The organism is Cupriavidus sp. FW306-01-F10A, from assembly GCF_058782785.1.
Map to the genome: position 1 here is coordinate 450435 of NZ_JBYSYA010000001.1, position 14691 is coordinate 465125.

Genomic DNA, 14691 nt, shown 5'->3' on the forward strand with positions numbered 1-14691 from the left:
CCATGCTTGAGATTCGCAAGCTGCATGTCAGCGTAGACGACAAGCCCATCCTGCACGGCATCGACCTCAGCGTGAAGGCCGGCGAGGTGCACGCGATCATGGGCCCGAACGGTTCGGGCAAGAGCACCCTGGCCCACGTGCTGGCCGGGCGCGACCGCTTTACCGTGACAGAGGGCGAAGTCCTCTATGACGGCACCAACCTGCTTGGCATGCCGCCGGAGGAGCGCGCCCGCGCGGGCATCTTCCTCGCTTTCCAGTATCCGGTTGAAATTCCCGGCGTCTCCAATATCTACCTGCTCAAGGCGGGGCTCAACGCAATCCGCAAGCACCGCGGCGAGCCGGAGCTGGACGCTATGGATTTTCTCGCCCTGGTCAAGGACAAGCTCCAGCTCATGGAGATGGACCAGGACCTGCTTTACCGTTCGGTGAACGAGGGCTTCTCCGGCGGCGAGAAGAAGCGCAACGAGATCCTGCAGATGGCAGTGCTGGAGCCGCGGCTCGCCATTCTCGACGAGACCGACTCCGGCCTCGACATCGATGCGCTCAAGATCGTCGCCAGAGGCATCGAGGCCATGCGCAGCCCGCAACGCGCGATTGTGCTGGTCACGCACTACCAGCGCCTGCTCGACTACATCGTGCCGGACCAGGTCCACGTGCTTGCGCAAGGCCGCATCGCCAGGTCCGGCGGGCCGGAGCTGGCGCGCGAACTGGAGCGGCACGGCTATGCCGCGATGGAGTCTTCGACATGAGCGCAAGCGGACTGGAGCACTATCTCGCCGAGTTCGCCCGCGTCGAGGGCGCACTGCCCGGCCGCCGTCTGGGCTGGCTTGCGCACGCGCGGCGGCAGGCGCTGGATCATTTTGCCCAGGCCGGGTTCCCGACGCTGCGCCAGGAGGACTGGAAATACACCAGCGTGGCCGCACTCGAGCGAAGCCGCTTTGCCGTGGCACTGCCGCAGGCCGGCGACAGCCTGGACCCCGCGGTGGCAGCCCGGATCGAGGCGCTTGCCCTGGCCAGCGCGCACCTGATGGTGTTCGTCAATGGCGCGCACCAGCCGCAATGGTCACGCATCGGCACCCTGCCTGCGGGCATGGAGCTGGCCAGCCTCGCCGCGACGCTGGAGCGCGCGCCGGACTGCCTGGAAGCGCTGCTGTTGCGTCGCGCAAGCGACTACCCGTCCGGCTTCGCCGGCTTGAACATGGCGTTCATGACCGACGGTGCCTATATCCGCGTGGCGGCCGGCATCGTCCCGGAACAGCCGATTCACTTGCTGTTCCTCGCCACGGCTGGCGAGGTGGCAATCCATGCGCGCAACCTCGTGGTGGCGCAAGCCGGCAGCCAGGTCTGCATCGTGGAGCACCACGCGGGCCTGGATGGCGTGGGCTATTGCACCAATACCATCACTGACATCGTTGCCGAGCGCGATGCTCTGGTCGAACATCACAAGCTGCAGCAGGAGAGCCTCAAGGCCTTCCATATCGCCGGCGTGAACCTGGACCAGCGGCAGGGTAGCCGCTGCGCCTCCAGTTCCTTTGCCCTGGGCGGCGCCCTGGCGCGGGTCAACATCGAAGTCGGGCTCAATGCCGAGCATACCGAGTGCTCGCTGGACGGGCTGTATATGACCGCGGGGCGGCAGCATGTCGACCACCATACCCGCGTCGACCACGCCAGCCCGCACAGCAAGAGCCGCGAGTTGTATAAGGGCGTACTGGCGGGCGCCTCGCGCGCCGTCTTCAACGGCAAGGTGGTGGTACATGCCGATGCCCAGCACAGCGATGCGCACCAGTCCAACCGCAACCTCCTGCTGTCCGACCAGGCCGAGGTCGACACCAAGCCGCAACTGGAGATCTATGCCGACGACGTCAAATGCGGCCACGGCGCCACCGTCGGCCAGCTCGACGCCGAGCAGATCTACTACCTGCGCTCGCGCGGGATGGACGATGCCGCGGCGCGTGCCCTGCTGACCTTTGCCTTCGCCGAAGAGGTCGTCAGGCGGCTCGGCCCGGCCCCATTGCGCACGCGGCTGGAAACGCTCTTGCGCGGCAAGCTGCCTGAGCCTGTGAAGGAGCTGCCATGAACACGGCAGCGCATGAACTGATGGCCGTGGAGCGCGCCTTGCCGGTCGCCAGCCTGGAGGTAGAGCGGCTGCGGCAGGATTTCCCGATCCTGCGCCAGACCATCAACGGCAAGCCGCTGGTCTACCTGGACAACGCCGCTACCACCCAGAAGCCGCAAAGCGTGATCGCTTGCGAGGCGCATTACTACGGCGCGCTCAACGCCAATATCCACCGCGGCGTGCATACCCTGAGCCAGCGCGCCACCGATGCCTACGAGGCCGCGCGCGACGCAGTGCGAGACCTGATCAGCGCCGCCGGGCGCGAGGAAATCGTGTTCGTGCGCGGCACCACCGAGGCCATCAACCTGGTGGCGGCAAGCTTCGGCCAGCGCCTGCGTCCGGGCGACGAGATCCTGATCAGCGCGATGGAGCACCACTCCAATATCGTGCCGTGGCAACTGGCGTGCCAGCGCACCGGCGCCTTGCTGCAGGTGGCGCCGATCAACGATGCCGGCGAGCTGATGCTGGAGGAGTTCGCGCGATTGCTCGGCCCGCGCACCAGGCTGGTCGCGCTGACGCACCTCTCCAACGCGCTGGGCACCGTCAACCCGGTGCGGCACATCATCGAGCTGGCGCATGACCATGGTATCCCGGTGCTGATCGATGGCGCCCAGGCCGTTCCGCACCTCAAGGTCGACGTGCAGGCCCTCGATTGCGATTTCTACGCGTTTTCCGGGCACAAGCTTTACGGGCCCACCGGCGTCGGCGTCCTCTACGGCAAGGCCGCGCTGCTCGATGCCATGCCGCCTTACCAGGGCGGCGGGGACATGATTCGCGAGGTCACGTTCCGCAAGACCACATACAACGAGCTGCCTTACAAGTTCGAGGCCGGCACCCCCAATATCGCCGGCGTCATCGCACTTGGCGCCGCCATCGGCTATGTACGCGCGCTCGGCCTGGAAACCATCGCCGCCCACGAGCACGCGCTGCTCGCCTACGCCAGCGCACAGGCAGCGAAGATCGCCGGCCTGCGCATGATCGGCACGGCAGCCGACAGGGCGAGCATCCTCTCGTTCACGCTGCACGGCATCCATCCCCACGATGTCGGCACCATCCTCGATCAGCACGGCGTGGCGGTCCGTGCCGGCCACCATTGCGCCATGCCGGTGATGGAGCGCTTCGGCGTGCCGGCCACGGTGCGCGCATCCTTCGCGCTGTACAACACGCGTGAAGAAGTGGATGCACTGTTTGCTGCCGTGCGCGCGGCACAGGAGGTATTCGCCTGATGCCTGACCTGCGCAACCTCTACCAGGAAGTGGTCGTCGACCACAGCCGCTCCCCGCGCAATTTCGGACGGCTGGCGGCAGCGAACCGCAGCGCCGAGGGCTTCAACCCGCTGTGCGGCGACCGGCTGACGCTGTACCTGAGAATCCGCGACGGGGTGATCGAGGACGCCAGCTTCGAGGGCTCGGGCTGCGCCATCTCCACTGCCTCTGCGTCGCTGATGACGGAAGCGCTCAAAGGCAAGACCGAGGCCCAGGCGCGAGTCCTGTTCTACAGCTTCCACGCGCTGGTGACCGGAGAGCCGGGGCAGTCCGAAGTGCCGATGGGAAAGCTGGAGGTCCTGGCCGGCGTGCGCGAGTTCCCGGCACGCGTGAAGTGCGCCACCCTGGCCTGGCATACCATGCAAGCCGCTTTGGAGAACAGCGCCAGGCCGGTCTCAACGGAGTAAAACCATGAGCATGATCGATTGGCTGCACAAGGCCAGGGACCACGAAGACAGGTTCGAGGCTGAGCCGGACAGCCTCGAGGGGCGGGTGATAGCGGCCTTGCGCACGGTGTACGACCCCGAAATCCCGGTCAATATCTACGACCTTGGCCTGATCTACCAGCTATCGGTGGACGAAGCCAGCGGCAAGGTGGGGATCCGCATGACGCTGACCGCGCCGGGCTGCCCGGTGGCGCAGACCTTCCCCGGCGTGGTGGAGAGCGCCGTGATGGAAGCCAGCGGGGTGGACGAGGTCGAGGTGGAACTGGTGTGGGACCCGCCCTGGTCGAGGGAACGGATGAGCGAGGCGGCACGCCTGGAACTGGGGCTGCTCTGAGATGAGCGAGTGGATCGATGTCGCCCGAGCCGAGGACTTCGCGCCCGGCACTTGCCGCAGCGTCGATGTCGATGGCGTCCAGGTCGCGGTATTCAATGTGGATGGCACTTACTACGCCATCGAGGACCTCTGCTCGCATGAGGCCGAGCCGCTCTGCGGCGGCGACGTGGAAGGCCAGGAAGTCGTCTGCCCGCGCCACGGCTCGCACTTTTCCCTGCTGACAGGCGAGGCGCTGTCCCCGCCCGCCTACGAGCCGGTGGCGACGTTCCCGGTCCGGGTGGCGGACGGCAAGGTGCAGGTCAGGGACGAGCGCGGGGAATAAGCGCACGCCCCGATCAGTCACCTGGCCTGGGGCGGCCTGGACGCGCTGTCACCAGGCGGCACCGCCTTGCCATCCCCGCCGATCCCGCCTCTAATAGTCTTGAGTACCGTCCAGGCGACCAACGACGGCCAGGAGGCGAAATGCGCTGCACCAGTTGCGGTTTCGCGAACCTTGCGGGAGCCAACTTCTGTGAGGCGTGCGGGGCGAAGCTTGGCCGAGCCTGCCCTCAGTGTGGCGAGGAGGCCACTGCAGCCGCGAAGTTCTGCCGCGCTTGCGGCTTTGCGCTGTCCGACACACCGGCCGGCACCGTTTCCATGCCAATGCCGGCCGCGGCCACGGCCCCGGTCCTCTACACCCCGCCCCACCTTGCCGGGCGCATCCTGGCCGAGCAGGCGGCAATGGAGGCCAGGGGCGAGACTGCCGGCGAGCGCAAGACCATCACCGCGCTGTTTGCCGACATGGCGGGCTCGACCGCGCTGACGCAGGACCTCGACCCCGAAGACGCGCGCCGGCTGATCGACCCCGTGGTGACGCTGATGATGGAAGCCGTCCACCACTATGAGGGCTATGTGGCCAAGTTCCTCGGCGACGGCATCCTGGCGCTGTTCGGCGCCCCGATTGCCCACGAGGACCATGCCTTGCGCGCGCTCTACGCGGCGCTGCGCATGCAGGACGCGATGCATCGCCACAGCGACCGGGTGCGGCTGGAGCAAGGCATCCCGCTGCAGATCCGGATCGGCGTCCATACCGGCGAAGTCGTGGTGCGCTCGATCCGCAAGGATGACCTGCACACCGACTACGATCCGGTCGGGCACACCATCCATATCGCCTCGCGCATGGAGGGGATTGCCACGCCGGCGTCGATCCTGGTCAGCGAATCGACCCACAAGCTCACCGAAGGCTATTTCGAGTTCACCGCGCTGGGGACCACCCATGTCAAGGGCGTGCGGGATCCGCTCGCGGTATATGAAGTCGTCGGCCTGGGCGCCTTGCGCACGCGCCTGCAGGTGGCGGCGCACCGCGGCCTGGCCAGGTTTGTCGGGCGCCAGGATGAGCTGGCGCACTTGCACGCGGCGCTGGGGCAGGCCAAGGCGGGGCACGGGCGCATTGTTGCAGTGGTCGGCGAAGCGGGGGTCGGCAAGTCCCGGCTGTTCCATGAATTCAAGGTCAGGTCGCAGCAGGGCTGCCTGGCGCTGGAGACCTTCTCGGTCTCGCACGGCAAGGCGTTTGCCTACCTGCCGCTGATCGAGATGCTGAGGAGCTATTTCCAGATCACGGCGCAGGACGGCGACCGCAGCTGCCGCGAAAAGATGACCGGCAGGCTGCTGACGCTGGACCGTTCGCTGGAAGAACACCTGCCCTACCTGCTCTACCTGCTCGGCACCATCGAGCCCGACTCGCCGTTGCCGACCATGGATCCGACCATCCGGCGCCAGCGCACCTTCGAGGCGATTGCGCGGCTGCTGGTCCGGGAAAGCCTCAACCAGCCGCTGGAAGTCATTTTCGAAGACCTGCAATGGCTGGACGGTGAGACCGAGGCCTTCCTCAACATGCTGATCGACCATGTGCCCGGCGCGCGGATCCTGCTGCTGGTGAACTACCGGCCCGAGTACAGCCATCGCTGGAATGCGGACGGGCATTATTCGCAGCTGCAGCTGCAGCCGCTGGGGCAGGCGGAGGCGCAGGAACTGCTGACGGCCCTGCTCGGGGACGACCGCAGCCTGGTGCCGCTGAAGCGGCTGATCCTCGACAAGACCGAAGGCAACCCCTTCTTCATGGAGGAAGTGGTCCAGACCCTGGCCGAGGAAGGCGCGCTGCTCGGCCAGCCCGGCTGCTACCGCATCGAGACCGCGCCGGCCCTGCTCCATATCCCCACCACCGTGCAAGGCGTGCTGGCCGCCCGTATCGACCGGCTGCCGCTGGCCCAGAAGGAGCTGTTGCAGACCCTGGCCGTGATCGGCAAGGAGTTCCCGCTGAGCCTGGTCCTGCGCGTGACCGGCTTGCCGGAAGACCACTTGCATCCGCTGCTGTCCGACCTGCAGGCTGCGGATTTCATCTACGAACGGCCGGCATTCCCTGAGGTCGAGTACGCCTTCAAGCACGCGCTGACCCAGGAGGTGGCCGGCAGCTCGCTGCTCACCGAGCGGCGCAGCGCCTTGCATGAAAGCTCCGCCCAGGCCATCGAGGCGCTCTTCCATGGCCGGCTCAAGGACTACTGCAGCGAACTGGCGCACCACTACAGCAACAGCGGCAACATCCCGAAGGCGGTCGAGTACCTGCACTGCGCCGGCCAGCAGGCCCTGCTGCGCTCGGCGCAGGCCGAAGCGATCCGGCACCTGAGCACCGCCATCGACCTGCTCAAGCGGCAACCCGACAGTGCCGAACGCGCGCGCCAGGAACTGACGCTGCTGCTTGCGCTCGGGCCCGCCCTGATTGCGGCCCGGGGCCAGGCATCGCCCGAAGTCGAGGGCAATTACCGGCGGGCGCTGGCCTTGTGCGAGCAAGGCCAGCAGACGCCCTACCTGTTCTCGGCACAACTGGGGCTATGGGCCTTCTATCAGTTGCGTGCGCAATACCAGGTCTCGCTGCCTTTGGGCAAGCGGCTGCTTGCGCTGGCCATGAAGTCGCAGAAACCCAAGCAGCTGGCGGAGGGCCATCGCGCGATCGGCGCCACGCTGTTCCGCCTTGGCATGCTGGACGCCGCGCGCAAGCATGTTGAGGCGGTGCTCGCGGTGCCGCATCCTGAGCAACCGGCGTACGACTTCCTGACGGGCTACGGGCGCGACCCGGCCGTCCACGCCACCAGTACGCTGGGCTGGATCCTGTGGTACCAGGGGTTGGCGGACCAGGCACTGGCGCGCTGCCAGGAGGCGCTGGCCATGGCCCGCTCCCGCCCGGATGCGTACAACCTTGCGCTGTGCCTGGTGTTTGCCGCGGAACAGCATCGCTGCCGGCACGAAGTCCGGCTGACACAGGAATACGCCGAAGCCGCCATCGCCATCTCGGGCGAACAGGGTTTTCCGATCTACCTGGCGTGGGGCACCGTGCTGCAGGGCTGGGCCATGGCGGAGCTGGGCAGTCACCAGGAAGGCATCGCGCTGATGCGCCAGGGCGTGGCCGCCTATGAGGCCACCGGCGGCAGGCTGGGCATGCCGAACCTGCTGGCCCTGGTTGCCGATGCCTGCGGCAAGGCCGGCCAGATCACCGCCGCGCTGGACGTGCTAACGCAGGCACAAGCGCTGGTGGAAGAGACCGGCGAGCGGCTCGACGAGGCAACCGTGTACCGGCTGCGCGCCGAGATGCTGCTGCAGCTGTCGGCAGAGCGCCCTCCGTCGCCGGCCGCGCAGGAGGAAGCCGAGGCCTGCTTCCAGCGGGCCATCACGGTCGCCCAGGAACAAGGTGCAAAGCCGCTGGAGCTGCAGGCCACCCTGAGCCTGGCCCGGCTGTGGCGGCAACAAGGCAAGGTCGACGCGGCGCGTGAAGTGCTGGCGCGGGTCCACGGCAGCTTCAGCGAGGGCACCGACACCGCGGACTGGCAGGAGGCCCAGGCGCTGCTTGCAGCGCTGGCGGCCGACCAGGCCAATACCCCGGAGCGCCCCCACGCATGACCTCGACGCCAGGCCTCCCCCTGCAAGACCGCTTCGTCGCGCTGTGGACACGTGCGGGCGGCACGCACGCGGCCGACGCCTATGCAGATCTCGCCCGTTGCTACGGTGAGCCGACGCGGCACTACCACACCCTCGACCATGTCCGCCGCTGCCTGCAAGACCTGGACTGGGCGCGCAGCGCGATACCGGATACCGACGAGGTGGAACTGGCGCTCTGGTGCCACGACGTCATCTACGTGCCCGGCGCCACGGACAACGAGCAACGCAGCGCCGCATGGTTGCGCCATTGGTCGGCTGGCAGCATCGCCGCCGCCGCGCGCGTGGCCGCCCTGATCCTGGAAACCACCCACGCCGAAGTGCCGGCTAGCCTGGCCGGCCGCTTCACCGCCGACATCGACCTGGCGGCGCTGGGCTGCAGCCGCGCCCGCTTCCAGGAAAATGGCGCCAACCTGCGCGCCGAACGCACCGACCTGGACGACGCCGCCTATGACGCCGCCGAGCGCGCCTTCCTGGGTGCGCTGCTGGCCAGCCCGCGCATCTACACCACCGACCTGTTCCAGGCGCGCTACGAGGCCCAGGCACGGGCCAACCTGACGTGGCGGCTGGCGCAGCCGGCCTGGCCTACAGGAACTCTCCGCTGATATCGATGCTGGAGCGCTGGCCCACGCTGTCGTAGTGCTGCTCCAGCCACCGGCTCGCTTCTGCGCGGCCCTTGTCGCGCAGCGAGCACAGGAAATCCCAGTCGGCGTTGTACTTGGTGGAGACCCCCAGCGCGGCCATGGTCTGGTCCGAGCGGATCGAATGGATCCACACCTCCTTCATTTCAGTGCCGTCGAGCTTGCCCTGCTGGATCAGCGACGTGACGAAGGCAATGGCGCGCATCTCGCGCATCAGCGACGAGTTGAAGCTGACCTCATTGACGCGGTTCAGGATATCCGCGGCCGTGGTCGGCACGCCGTGGCGCACGATCGGGTTGATATGGACGATCACCACATCGTGGGTCTGGCAGTGATAGATCAGCGGGAAGATCGCCGGGTTGCCCACATAGCCGCCATCCCAGTAGTGCTGGCCGTCGATGCTGACCGCCTGGAACAGCGTGGGCACGCAGGCCGAGGCCAGCACGGCGTCGATGCTGAGTTCCTCGGGCGGGAAGATGCGTATCCGGCTGGTCTCGATATTGGTCGCACACAGGTACAGCCGGATCGGGCAATGCTCGCGCAGTGCCGCAAAGTCGACCTGGCTGCCGAGCACGTCGCGCAGCGGATTGAGGTTGTTGGGATTGAACTGGTACGGCGACAGCAGGCGCAGCGCGATGTCGGCCATCGCATACATCGGCGAATGGTTCAGGCCCAGCGTATGGCTGCTCTTGAACCAAGGCAGCCACCGGAACGGGTTGTAGCGCTGCGCCGAGTGCGCGATCGCCTCCCAGAAATCATGCAAGGCCAGGCGTGCGCCGTCACTGCCGCCCTGCAGCAGCCCGTAGGCCAGCACGGTGGCGTTCATGGCCCCGGCACTGGTGGCGCTGACGCCTTCGATCGCCAGCCTGCCGTCCTCCAGCAGCCGGTCGAGCACGCCCCAGGTAAAGGCGCCATGCATGCCGCCGCCCTGCAGGGCGAGCGCCACAGGCTTGGGTTGTGCAGGCTCTGGCTGCATGCGTTCTTCCCTTCAGCGGCGGCAACCCGCCATGCTCAAGTGTAGGGAAGAACTGTGCGTGCAGCGTAGTGCCGGACGCGCGCAGTGGCACACAGCAGGTATGCCCTGGCCAGATGGGAGCCAGGGCCGCAAGCTCCGGCGCTGGCGCATAACGCAACTGAGCCAGGCTGCGGCCAGGTACTACAATGGCCGCATAAAAAGCAGAACAGCTTTCCTTCGTGCGTCAAATACCTCACTTTCCGGCCCGCAAAGCCACTTTCCGCCCGGCCTCCCTGATCGTTGCCGCCAGCCTTGTCCTGGTCTGCATGATCGCGGCCCTTGGCGCGCTCGCCCTGGTGCAGATGCGCAGGGATGCACTGGACAATGCCGGCGAGGCCTCGGCCAACCTGGCGCTGACGCTGGAACGCAGCATCACGCGCAACCTGCAGATCCACGAGCTGGCGATCGGGGGCGTGGTGGAAGCCATGCACGACCCCGCACTGCTGGCGCAGCCGCCGGCGCTGCGCCAGCGGCTGCTGTTCGACCGCTCGATCAATGCCGAAGACATGGGCTCGCTGCTGGTCACCGACGCCAACGGCACGCTGGTGTTCGACTCGCACCAGTGGCCGCCGCGCCCGGTCAACGTCTCCGACCGCGACTACTTCCAGGCCCACCGCAGCGGCGATCACAGCGGCCTATTCCTGAGCCGGCCGTTCCAGCCGCGCCTGACGCCGGAGAACAAGTCCATCGGCATCAGCCGGCGGCTCTCCGGGGCGGACGGCAGCTTTGCCGGCATCGTGGTCGGCACCTTGCGCCTGAACTACTTCCGCAAGCTGTTCGATGGCGTAAGCCTTGGCGCGGGCGGCACCCTGACGCTGCTGCGCACGGACGGCACCATCATCATGCGGCGGCCCTATGAAGCCGAATCGATCGGGCGCGACATCTCCGGCAGCCCGTCGTTTGCACCGCTGCTGCAAGGCACGCAAGGCACGTTTATCGGCGTCGCGGCAGTCGACGGGGTGCAGCGGCTCTACAGCTTCAGGCGCATTCCGGGCTTTCCGCTGCTGGTCGTGGTGGGACGCGCCACCCACGACGTGCTGGCACCGTGGTACAAGCGCGCCTGGGTGTTCGGGGCGCTGATCATCGCGCTGGACGCCGCCATCATCGCGCTCTCGGTATTGCTGTCGCGCCAATGGCGGCGCCGCGCCGAGATGGAAGAGCACCTGCGCTGGATGGTCAACACCGATGGCCTGACCGGTCTTGGCAGCCGCCGTGCGCTGGACGACGCCGCCGACGTGGAATGGCGGCGCGCGCGCCGCCACAGCCAGCCTTTGTCGCTGCTGATGCTGGACGTCGACCACTTCAAGGAATTCAATGACCGCTACGGCCACCAGGCCGGTGACGATGCGCTGGCCGCGGTGGGCGCCTGCATCCAGCGCCAGGTGCGGCGGCCGGGCGACTATGCGGGGCGCTATGGCGGCGAAGAGTTTGCCATCCTGCTGCCGCACACCAACGCTGCCGGCGCGGCCGCCATGGCGGAGGCCATCCGCGCCGCCATCGAGGCCTTGCAGATTCCGAACTCGGCCGGCGCCGACGGGCACTTGACGGTCAGCATCGGTGCGGTGACCGATGCCAACAGCCCCGGCAACGAAAAGGATTTCGCGGAGCTGCGCGCCTTCCTCCGTGCCGGCGACGAAGCGCTTTACCTGGCCAAGCGCTCCGGGCGCAATTGCGTTGCAACCTTCGGCACGACGACGGCAGTGGCAACGGCGCCTTGAACTACGCAGGATGCCTTCCGTCAACGATCAAGGGAACCGCTTGCGCATTCAGATCGAAGGTCATTATGGTTCCCGAGATGGTCTGCATGCCAAGCATGATGGCCGAATTCCGGGACCCGAAAAACTTCGCGTGACGCAAGCAGGCATTACAAAGGCTCATGCGCGAATGCCGCCGCGGCGCGCTGCATCCGGGATTTGCCGGAGCGGCAGCTTACCCGCCGGCGGTGTCCCATAAGCCAAAGGCCGGCAGCCGCTTGATCGCATCGAGCCGGCGGGGCGGCGCCTTTCAGGTGCCCTTTCCGGCCGCCGCAGCCGCGCGGCCTGCCGCTTCGAGCGGCGGCTTGACGCTCTCCAAGGCGCCGCCGCCGTCGCAGGGAATCAGCGCACCGGAGATATAGCCCGCGTAGGGTGACGCAAGAAACAGCGCAAGGTTGGCGATATCGTCTACCGTGCCGAACCGCTGCAGCGGCACGCATGCCTGCGCGGCAGCACGGTCCTGATCGGTGGGTGCCATCAGCCTCCGGAAGCCCTCGGTGCCCTCGATGGGCCCTGGCGAGATCGAGTTGATGCGAATGCCATCCCCGCCCCATTCGAGCGCAAGCACGCGCGTCAGCTGGTCAACCCCGGCCTTGGCCGCGCTGGCATGTGCCTGGTAGCGCATCGGCACGAAGGACTGTGGCGCGGTGATATTGATCACCGCTGCGCCAGGCTTGCGCAGGTAGCTGTAGGCCTGGCGCAGCACGTGGAAGGTGCCGACCAGGTCGATGTCGACCACCACGCGAAAGCCGTTCGACGACATGTGCCTGGCCTCGCACAGAAAGTTTCCGGCGGCGCCGGAGACCAGCACATCGACAGGGCCCAGGCGCTCGACCGCTTCGGCGAACGCGCGGCCGACCGCGTCGAAGTCGCGCACGTCGGCGCAGACACCATGGACCGGTGCGCCGGATTGCGCCAGCTGCTTGCACGCGGCATCGACATTTTCCTGCTTGCGGCTGGCCACCGTCACGCTGGCACCCTGCCTGGCAAAGGCCTCGGCGATCCCAAAGTTGATGCCGGTGGTACCGCCGAACACGAAGACGTGGCGGCCCGTGAAATCGAGATTGACTTGCATGACTATCCTCGTGAAGGACGCTGCCCGGCTGGAGCCGCCTGGCGTCCGGTTGTCAGTCGAACCTGGGCACACGCCTTTCGGCAAAGGCGGCAATGCCTTCGGCGGCATGGGCACTGGCAGCGGACTCGACCATCAGTCGGTGCTCCAGTCCGAGCTGCGTCTGCAGGGTTCTCTCGTGCGCGCCGTCGACCAGGTGCTTGATCCGCCCCAGCGCCGCGGTGGCGCCGCGCGCCAGCGCTTCAGCCAGCGCCTCCGTACGCGCCGGAAGCTCAGCGTCCGGGACCACCTCGCATACGATTCCCATCTCAAGGCACTGCTGCGCGGAAAGCGCCACATTGGTGAAGAAGATGTGCTTGGCACGCATGGCGCCGGCACGGCGCGTCAGGAACCATGACGACCCGGCATCGGGTGTGAGGCCAATCGCGGAATAGCCGCCGCGCAGCTTCATCGACTCGGCGGCCAGCACGATGTCCGCGCACAGGGCCAGGCCGATGCCGCCACCGCCAACCGGCCCGTTGACTGCGCTGATCACTGGTACCGGCAGCGTGGCGAGCTGGTACAGGGCGGCATGCAGCGGGCCAAGCAGCGCGTCGAGCATGGACGGCAGTCCGGCACCGGCGTGGAGGAAGGCGTCAATGTTGCCCCCGGCGCAGAATTGCCGCCCGGCGGCACGCAGCACGACCACGCGTACCGCGGTATCCGCGGCGACCTCGTCGATGCACCCGATCAGCGCGCGCACCGCATCCGCGTCGATCGCATTGCCCCGCTCGGGCCGGTTCAGCGTGATGGTGGCAATGGCGTCTTGCCGCGTCAGCAGGACGGACTGGGTCATGATGGGGTTCCCGTTGATAGTGTCCGGTCGTTGAGCGAAGGCCGGCTCAGCTTTGCCGCCGCAGGATCGCGACCGATACCGCGGTGCCCAATCCGCCGTTGTGCTGCAGCGCCATACGGGCGCCCTCGACTTGCCGATGGCCAGCGTTGCCGCGCAACTGGGTGGTGAGCTCAGTGATCTGCGCCAGCCCGGTTGCGCCCAGCGGATGCCCCTTGGACAGCAGGCCGCCTGATGGACACACCACCACCTGGCCGCCGTAGGTGTTACGCCCCTCGACAACGAAGCGCTCGAGGTCTTCCTCGTCGCAGAAGCCCAGGCACACGTACGTGAGCAATTCGTTGCTGACGAAGCAGTCGTGCACTTCGGCCACGTCGATGTCGTGCGGCTCCACGCCGGCTGTGGCGTAGGCGCGGTCTGCCGTGCGCCGTGCCGCGCCCCGGCTCAGCGCATCGGGCACGTTGGGTGGGTCGAGGTCCGCCGCGATATCGCTGCCCATCTCATGCGCCAAAATCGCCACATCCGTGCGCAGTCCGTGGCGCCGTGCGAACCGGTCACTGCACACGATCACCGCGGCAGCGCCGCAGCTTGGCGGGCACGCATAAAGCTTGCGCAGGCGCCCCCAGACCGTGGGCGCGGCCAGCACTTCCTCGACCGTGAGCGGGTCGCGGAAGATCGCATAAGGATTGTGCCTGGCATGCGCGCGCGCCTTGACGGCGATCCGCGCAAACACCTCGTCCGGAATATGCAGCTCGCGCGCGGTCCATTCAAGCTGCGAGCCAAACATCATCAGCGCCGGCGGCAGCGCGCGTTCGTTTTCGCCAAAGCCCATCGCCGCCGCCACGCTCTCGCGGTGGCGTTCCAGCGGATCGGCATAGCCTGGAAACACCCGGTCCAGCGCGCCGGGCTGCATTTCCTCGAATCCGACCGCGAGCGCGCATTCGGCCGCGCCCGCCAGCACCGCCTGGCGCGCCAGGTAAAGCGCCGAAGAGCCGGAAGCACAGTTGTTGTTGACGTTGGTAATCGGGATGCCGGTCATGCCCACCCGGTAGAGCGCACGTTCGCCCGAGCACGAGTCGCCATACACGAAGCTGGCGAAGGCCTGCTCCACCAGGCTGTAGGCGATGCCGGCATCGGCCAGCGCCGTGCGCACCGCCGTCTCGGCCATCACGTCATAGGGTTCGCTCTGGCCGGGGCGCTTGAACGGCACCATGCCGACGCCGGCGATCAATACATTGCTGCGCATGGAT

Annotated in this window: 13 protein-coding genes; 9 read left to right on the forward strand and 4 right to left on the reverse strand. The window is 67.3% G+C overall.

All coding sequences use genetic code 11. The features are described from left to right. Window positions 1-2: 2 nt before the first annotated feature. The 8 genes from sufC to AC3WLF_RS02105 all read left to right on the forward strand — a co-directional run bounded on the left by sufC (window position 3) and on the right by AC3WLF_RS02105 (window position 8732). Window positions 3-749 carry a Fe-S cluster assembly ATPase SufC gene (sufC, locus tag AC3WLF_RS02070; RefSeq protein WP_492316961.1) on the forward strand — a complete coding sequence of 249 codons (747 nt, stop codon included), beginning with the start codon at window positions 3-5 and terminating at the stop codon, window positions 747-749. Then, window positions 746-2077, forward strand: a complete 1332-nt coding sequence (gene sufD / locus AC3WLF_RS02075) for a Fe-S cluster assembly protein SufD (protein ID WP_492357740.1) — start codon at window positions 746-748, stop codon at window positions 2075-2077. Before sufC ends, sufD begins: the two co-directional genes overlap by 4 nt. After that, complete coding sequence (locus AC3WLF_RS02080) at window positions 2074-3342, forward strand: SufS family cysteine desulfurase (RefSeq protein WP_492357741.1); 1269 nt, start codon at window positions 2074-2076, stop codon at window positions 3340-3342. The genes sufD and AC3WLF_RS02080 overlap by 4 nt, the downstream gene beginning before the upstream one ends. Next, window positions 3342-3788 carry a Fe-S cluster assembly sulfur transfer protein SufU gene (sufU, locus tag AC3WLF_RS02085; RefSeq protein WP_492316958.1) on the forward strand — a complete coding sequence of 149 codons (447 nt, stop codon included), beginning with the start codon at window positions 3342-3344 and terminating at the stop codon, window positions 3786-3788. Before AC3WLF_RS02080 ends, sufU begins: the two co-directional genes overlap by 1 nt. Window positions 3789-3792: 4 nt before the next feature. Beyond that, window positions 3793-4161, forward strand: a complete 369-nt coding sequence (locus AC3WLF_RS02090) for an SUF system Fe-S cluster assembly protein (protein ID WP_492316957.1) — start codon at window positions 3793-3795, stop codon at window positions 4159-4161. A 1-nt stretch (window position 4162) separates the two neighbouring features. Further along, on the forward strand, window positions 4163-4483 hold the full coding sequence (locus AC3WLF_RS02095; RefSeq protein WP_492316956.1) for a Rieske (2Fe-2S) protein: 321 nt from the start codon (window positions 4163-4165) through the stop codon (window positions 4481-4483). A 140-nt stretch (window positions 4484-4623) separates the two neighbouring features. Then, complete coding sequence (locus AC3WLF_RS02100; RefSeq protein WP_492357742.1) at window positions 4624-8091, forward strand: adenylate/guanylate cyclase domain-containing protein; 3468 nt, start codon at window positions 4624-4626, stop codon at window positions 8089-8091. Further along, window positions 8088-8732 (forward strand): HD domain-containing protein, encoded by a 645-nt coding sequence (locus tag AC3WLF_RS02105; protein ID WP_492351074.1) that lies wholly within the window; start codon window positions 8088-8090, stop codon window positions 8730-8732. Before AC3WLF_RS02100 ends, AC3WLF_RS02105 begins: the two co-directional genes overlap by 4 nt. Here the strand turns inward: AC3WLF_RS02105 and AC3WLF_RS02110 are convergent. Beyond that, complete coding sequence (locus AC3WLF_RS02110) at window positions 8713-9744, reverse strand: patatin-like phospholipase family protein (protein WP_492316953.1); 1032 nt, start codon at window positions 9742-9744, stop codon at window positions 8713-8715. The two genes, AC3WLF_RS02105 and AC3WLF_RS02110, sit on opposite strands and share 20 nt — an antisense overlap. A gap of 305 nt (window positions 9745-10049) precedes the next feature. On the opposite strand from AC3WLF_RS02110, the gene AC3WLF_RS02115 reads away from it, so the two are divergent. Continuing rightward, window positions 10050-11501 (forward strand): sensor domain-containing diguanylate cyclase, encoded by a 1452-nt coding sequence (locus AC3WLF_RS02115; RefSeq protein WP_492357743.1) that lies wholly within the window; start codon window positions 10050-10052, stop codon window positions 11499-11501. A 286-nt stretch (window positions 11502-11787) separates the two neighbouring features. On the opposite strand, the gene AC3WLF_RS02120 is transcribed toward AC3WLF_RS02115, so the two are convergent. From AC3WLF_RS02120 to AC3WLF_RS02130, 3 genes are read right to left on the reverse strand one after another with little or no spacing between them, the layout of a single operon-like run. Beyond that, the gene (locus AC3WLF_RS02120; protein WP_492316951.1) at window positions 11788-12612 is read right to left on the reverse strand and encodes an SDR family oxidoreductase; all 825 of its coding nucleotides are present in this window, start codon (window positions 12610-12612) and stop codon (window positions 11788-11790) included. A 52-nt stretch (window positions 12613-12664) separates the two neighbouring features. Further along, window positions 12665-13444 (reverse strand): enoyl-CoA hydratase/isomerase family protein, encoded by a 780-nt coding sequence (locus tag AC3WLF_RS02125; RefSeq protein WP_492357744.1) that lies wholly within the window; start codon window positions 13442-13444, stop codon window positions 12665-12667. Between the two features lie 46 nt (window positions 13445-13490). Then, window positions 13491-14687 carry a lipid-transfer protein gene (locus tag AC3WLF_RS02130; protein ID WP_492316949.1) on the reverse strand — a complete coding sequence of 399 codons (1197 nt, stop codon included), beginning with the start codon at window positions 14685-14687 and terminating at the stop codon, window positions 13491-13493. Between the last annotated feature and the right edge of the window lie 4 nt (window positions 14688-14691).

Coding starts and splice junctions, on each gene's coding strand:
- AC3WLF_RS02130 (WP_492316949.1), bottom strand. CDS start 14,687: ATGCGCAGCAATGTATTGATCGCCGGCGTCGGCATGGTGCCGTTCAAG.
- sufU (WP_492316958.1), top strand. CDS start 3,342: ATGCCTGACCTGCGCAACCTCTACCAGGAAGTGGTCGTCGACCACAGC.
- AC3WLF_RS02115 (WP_492357743.1), top strand. CDS start 10,050: ATGATCGCGGCCCTTGGCGCGCTCGCCCTGGTGCAGATGCGCAGGGAT.
- AC3WLF_RS02090 (WP_492316957.1), top strand. CDS start 3,793: ATGAGCATGATCGATTGGCTGCACAAGGCCAGGGACCACGAAGACAGG.
- AC3WLF_RS02110 (WP_492316953.1), bottom strand. CDS start 9,744: ATGCAGCCAGAGCCTGCACAACCCAAGCCTGTGGCGCTCGCCCTGCAG.
- AC3WLF_RS02105 (WP_492351074.1), top strand. CDS start 8,088: ATGACCTCGACGCCAGGCCTCCCCCTGCAAGACCGCTTCGTCGCGCTG.
- sufD (WP_492357740.1), top strand. CDS start 746: ATGAGCGCAAGCGGACTGGAGCACTATCTCGCCGAGTTCGCCCGCGTC.
- AC3WLF_RS02120 (WP_492316951.1), bottom strand. CDS start 12,612: ATGCAAGTCAATCTCGATTTCACGGGCCGCCACGTCTTCGTGTTCGGC.
- sufC (WP_492316961.1), top strand. CDS start 3: ATGCTTGAGATTCGCAAGCTGCATGTCAGCGTAGACGACAAGCCCATC.
- AC3WLF_RS02095 (WP_492316956.1), top strand. CDS start 4,163: ATGAGCGAGTGGATCGATGTCGCCCGAGCCGAGGACTTCGCGCCCGGC.
- AC3WLF_RS02080 (WP_492357741.1), top strand. CDS start 2,074: ATGAACACGGCAGCGCATGAACTGATGGCCGTGGAGCGCGCCTTGCCG.
- AC3WLF_RS02100 (WP_492357742.1), top strand. CDS start 4,624: ATGCGCTGCACCAGTTGCGGTTTCGCGAACCTTGCGGGAGCCAACTTC.
- AC3WLF_RS02125 (WP_492357744.1), bottom strand. CDS start 13,444: ATGACCCAGTCCGTCCTGCTGACGCGGCAAGACGCCATTGCCACCATC.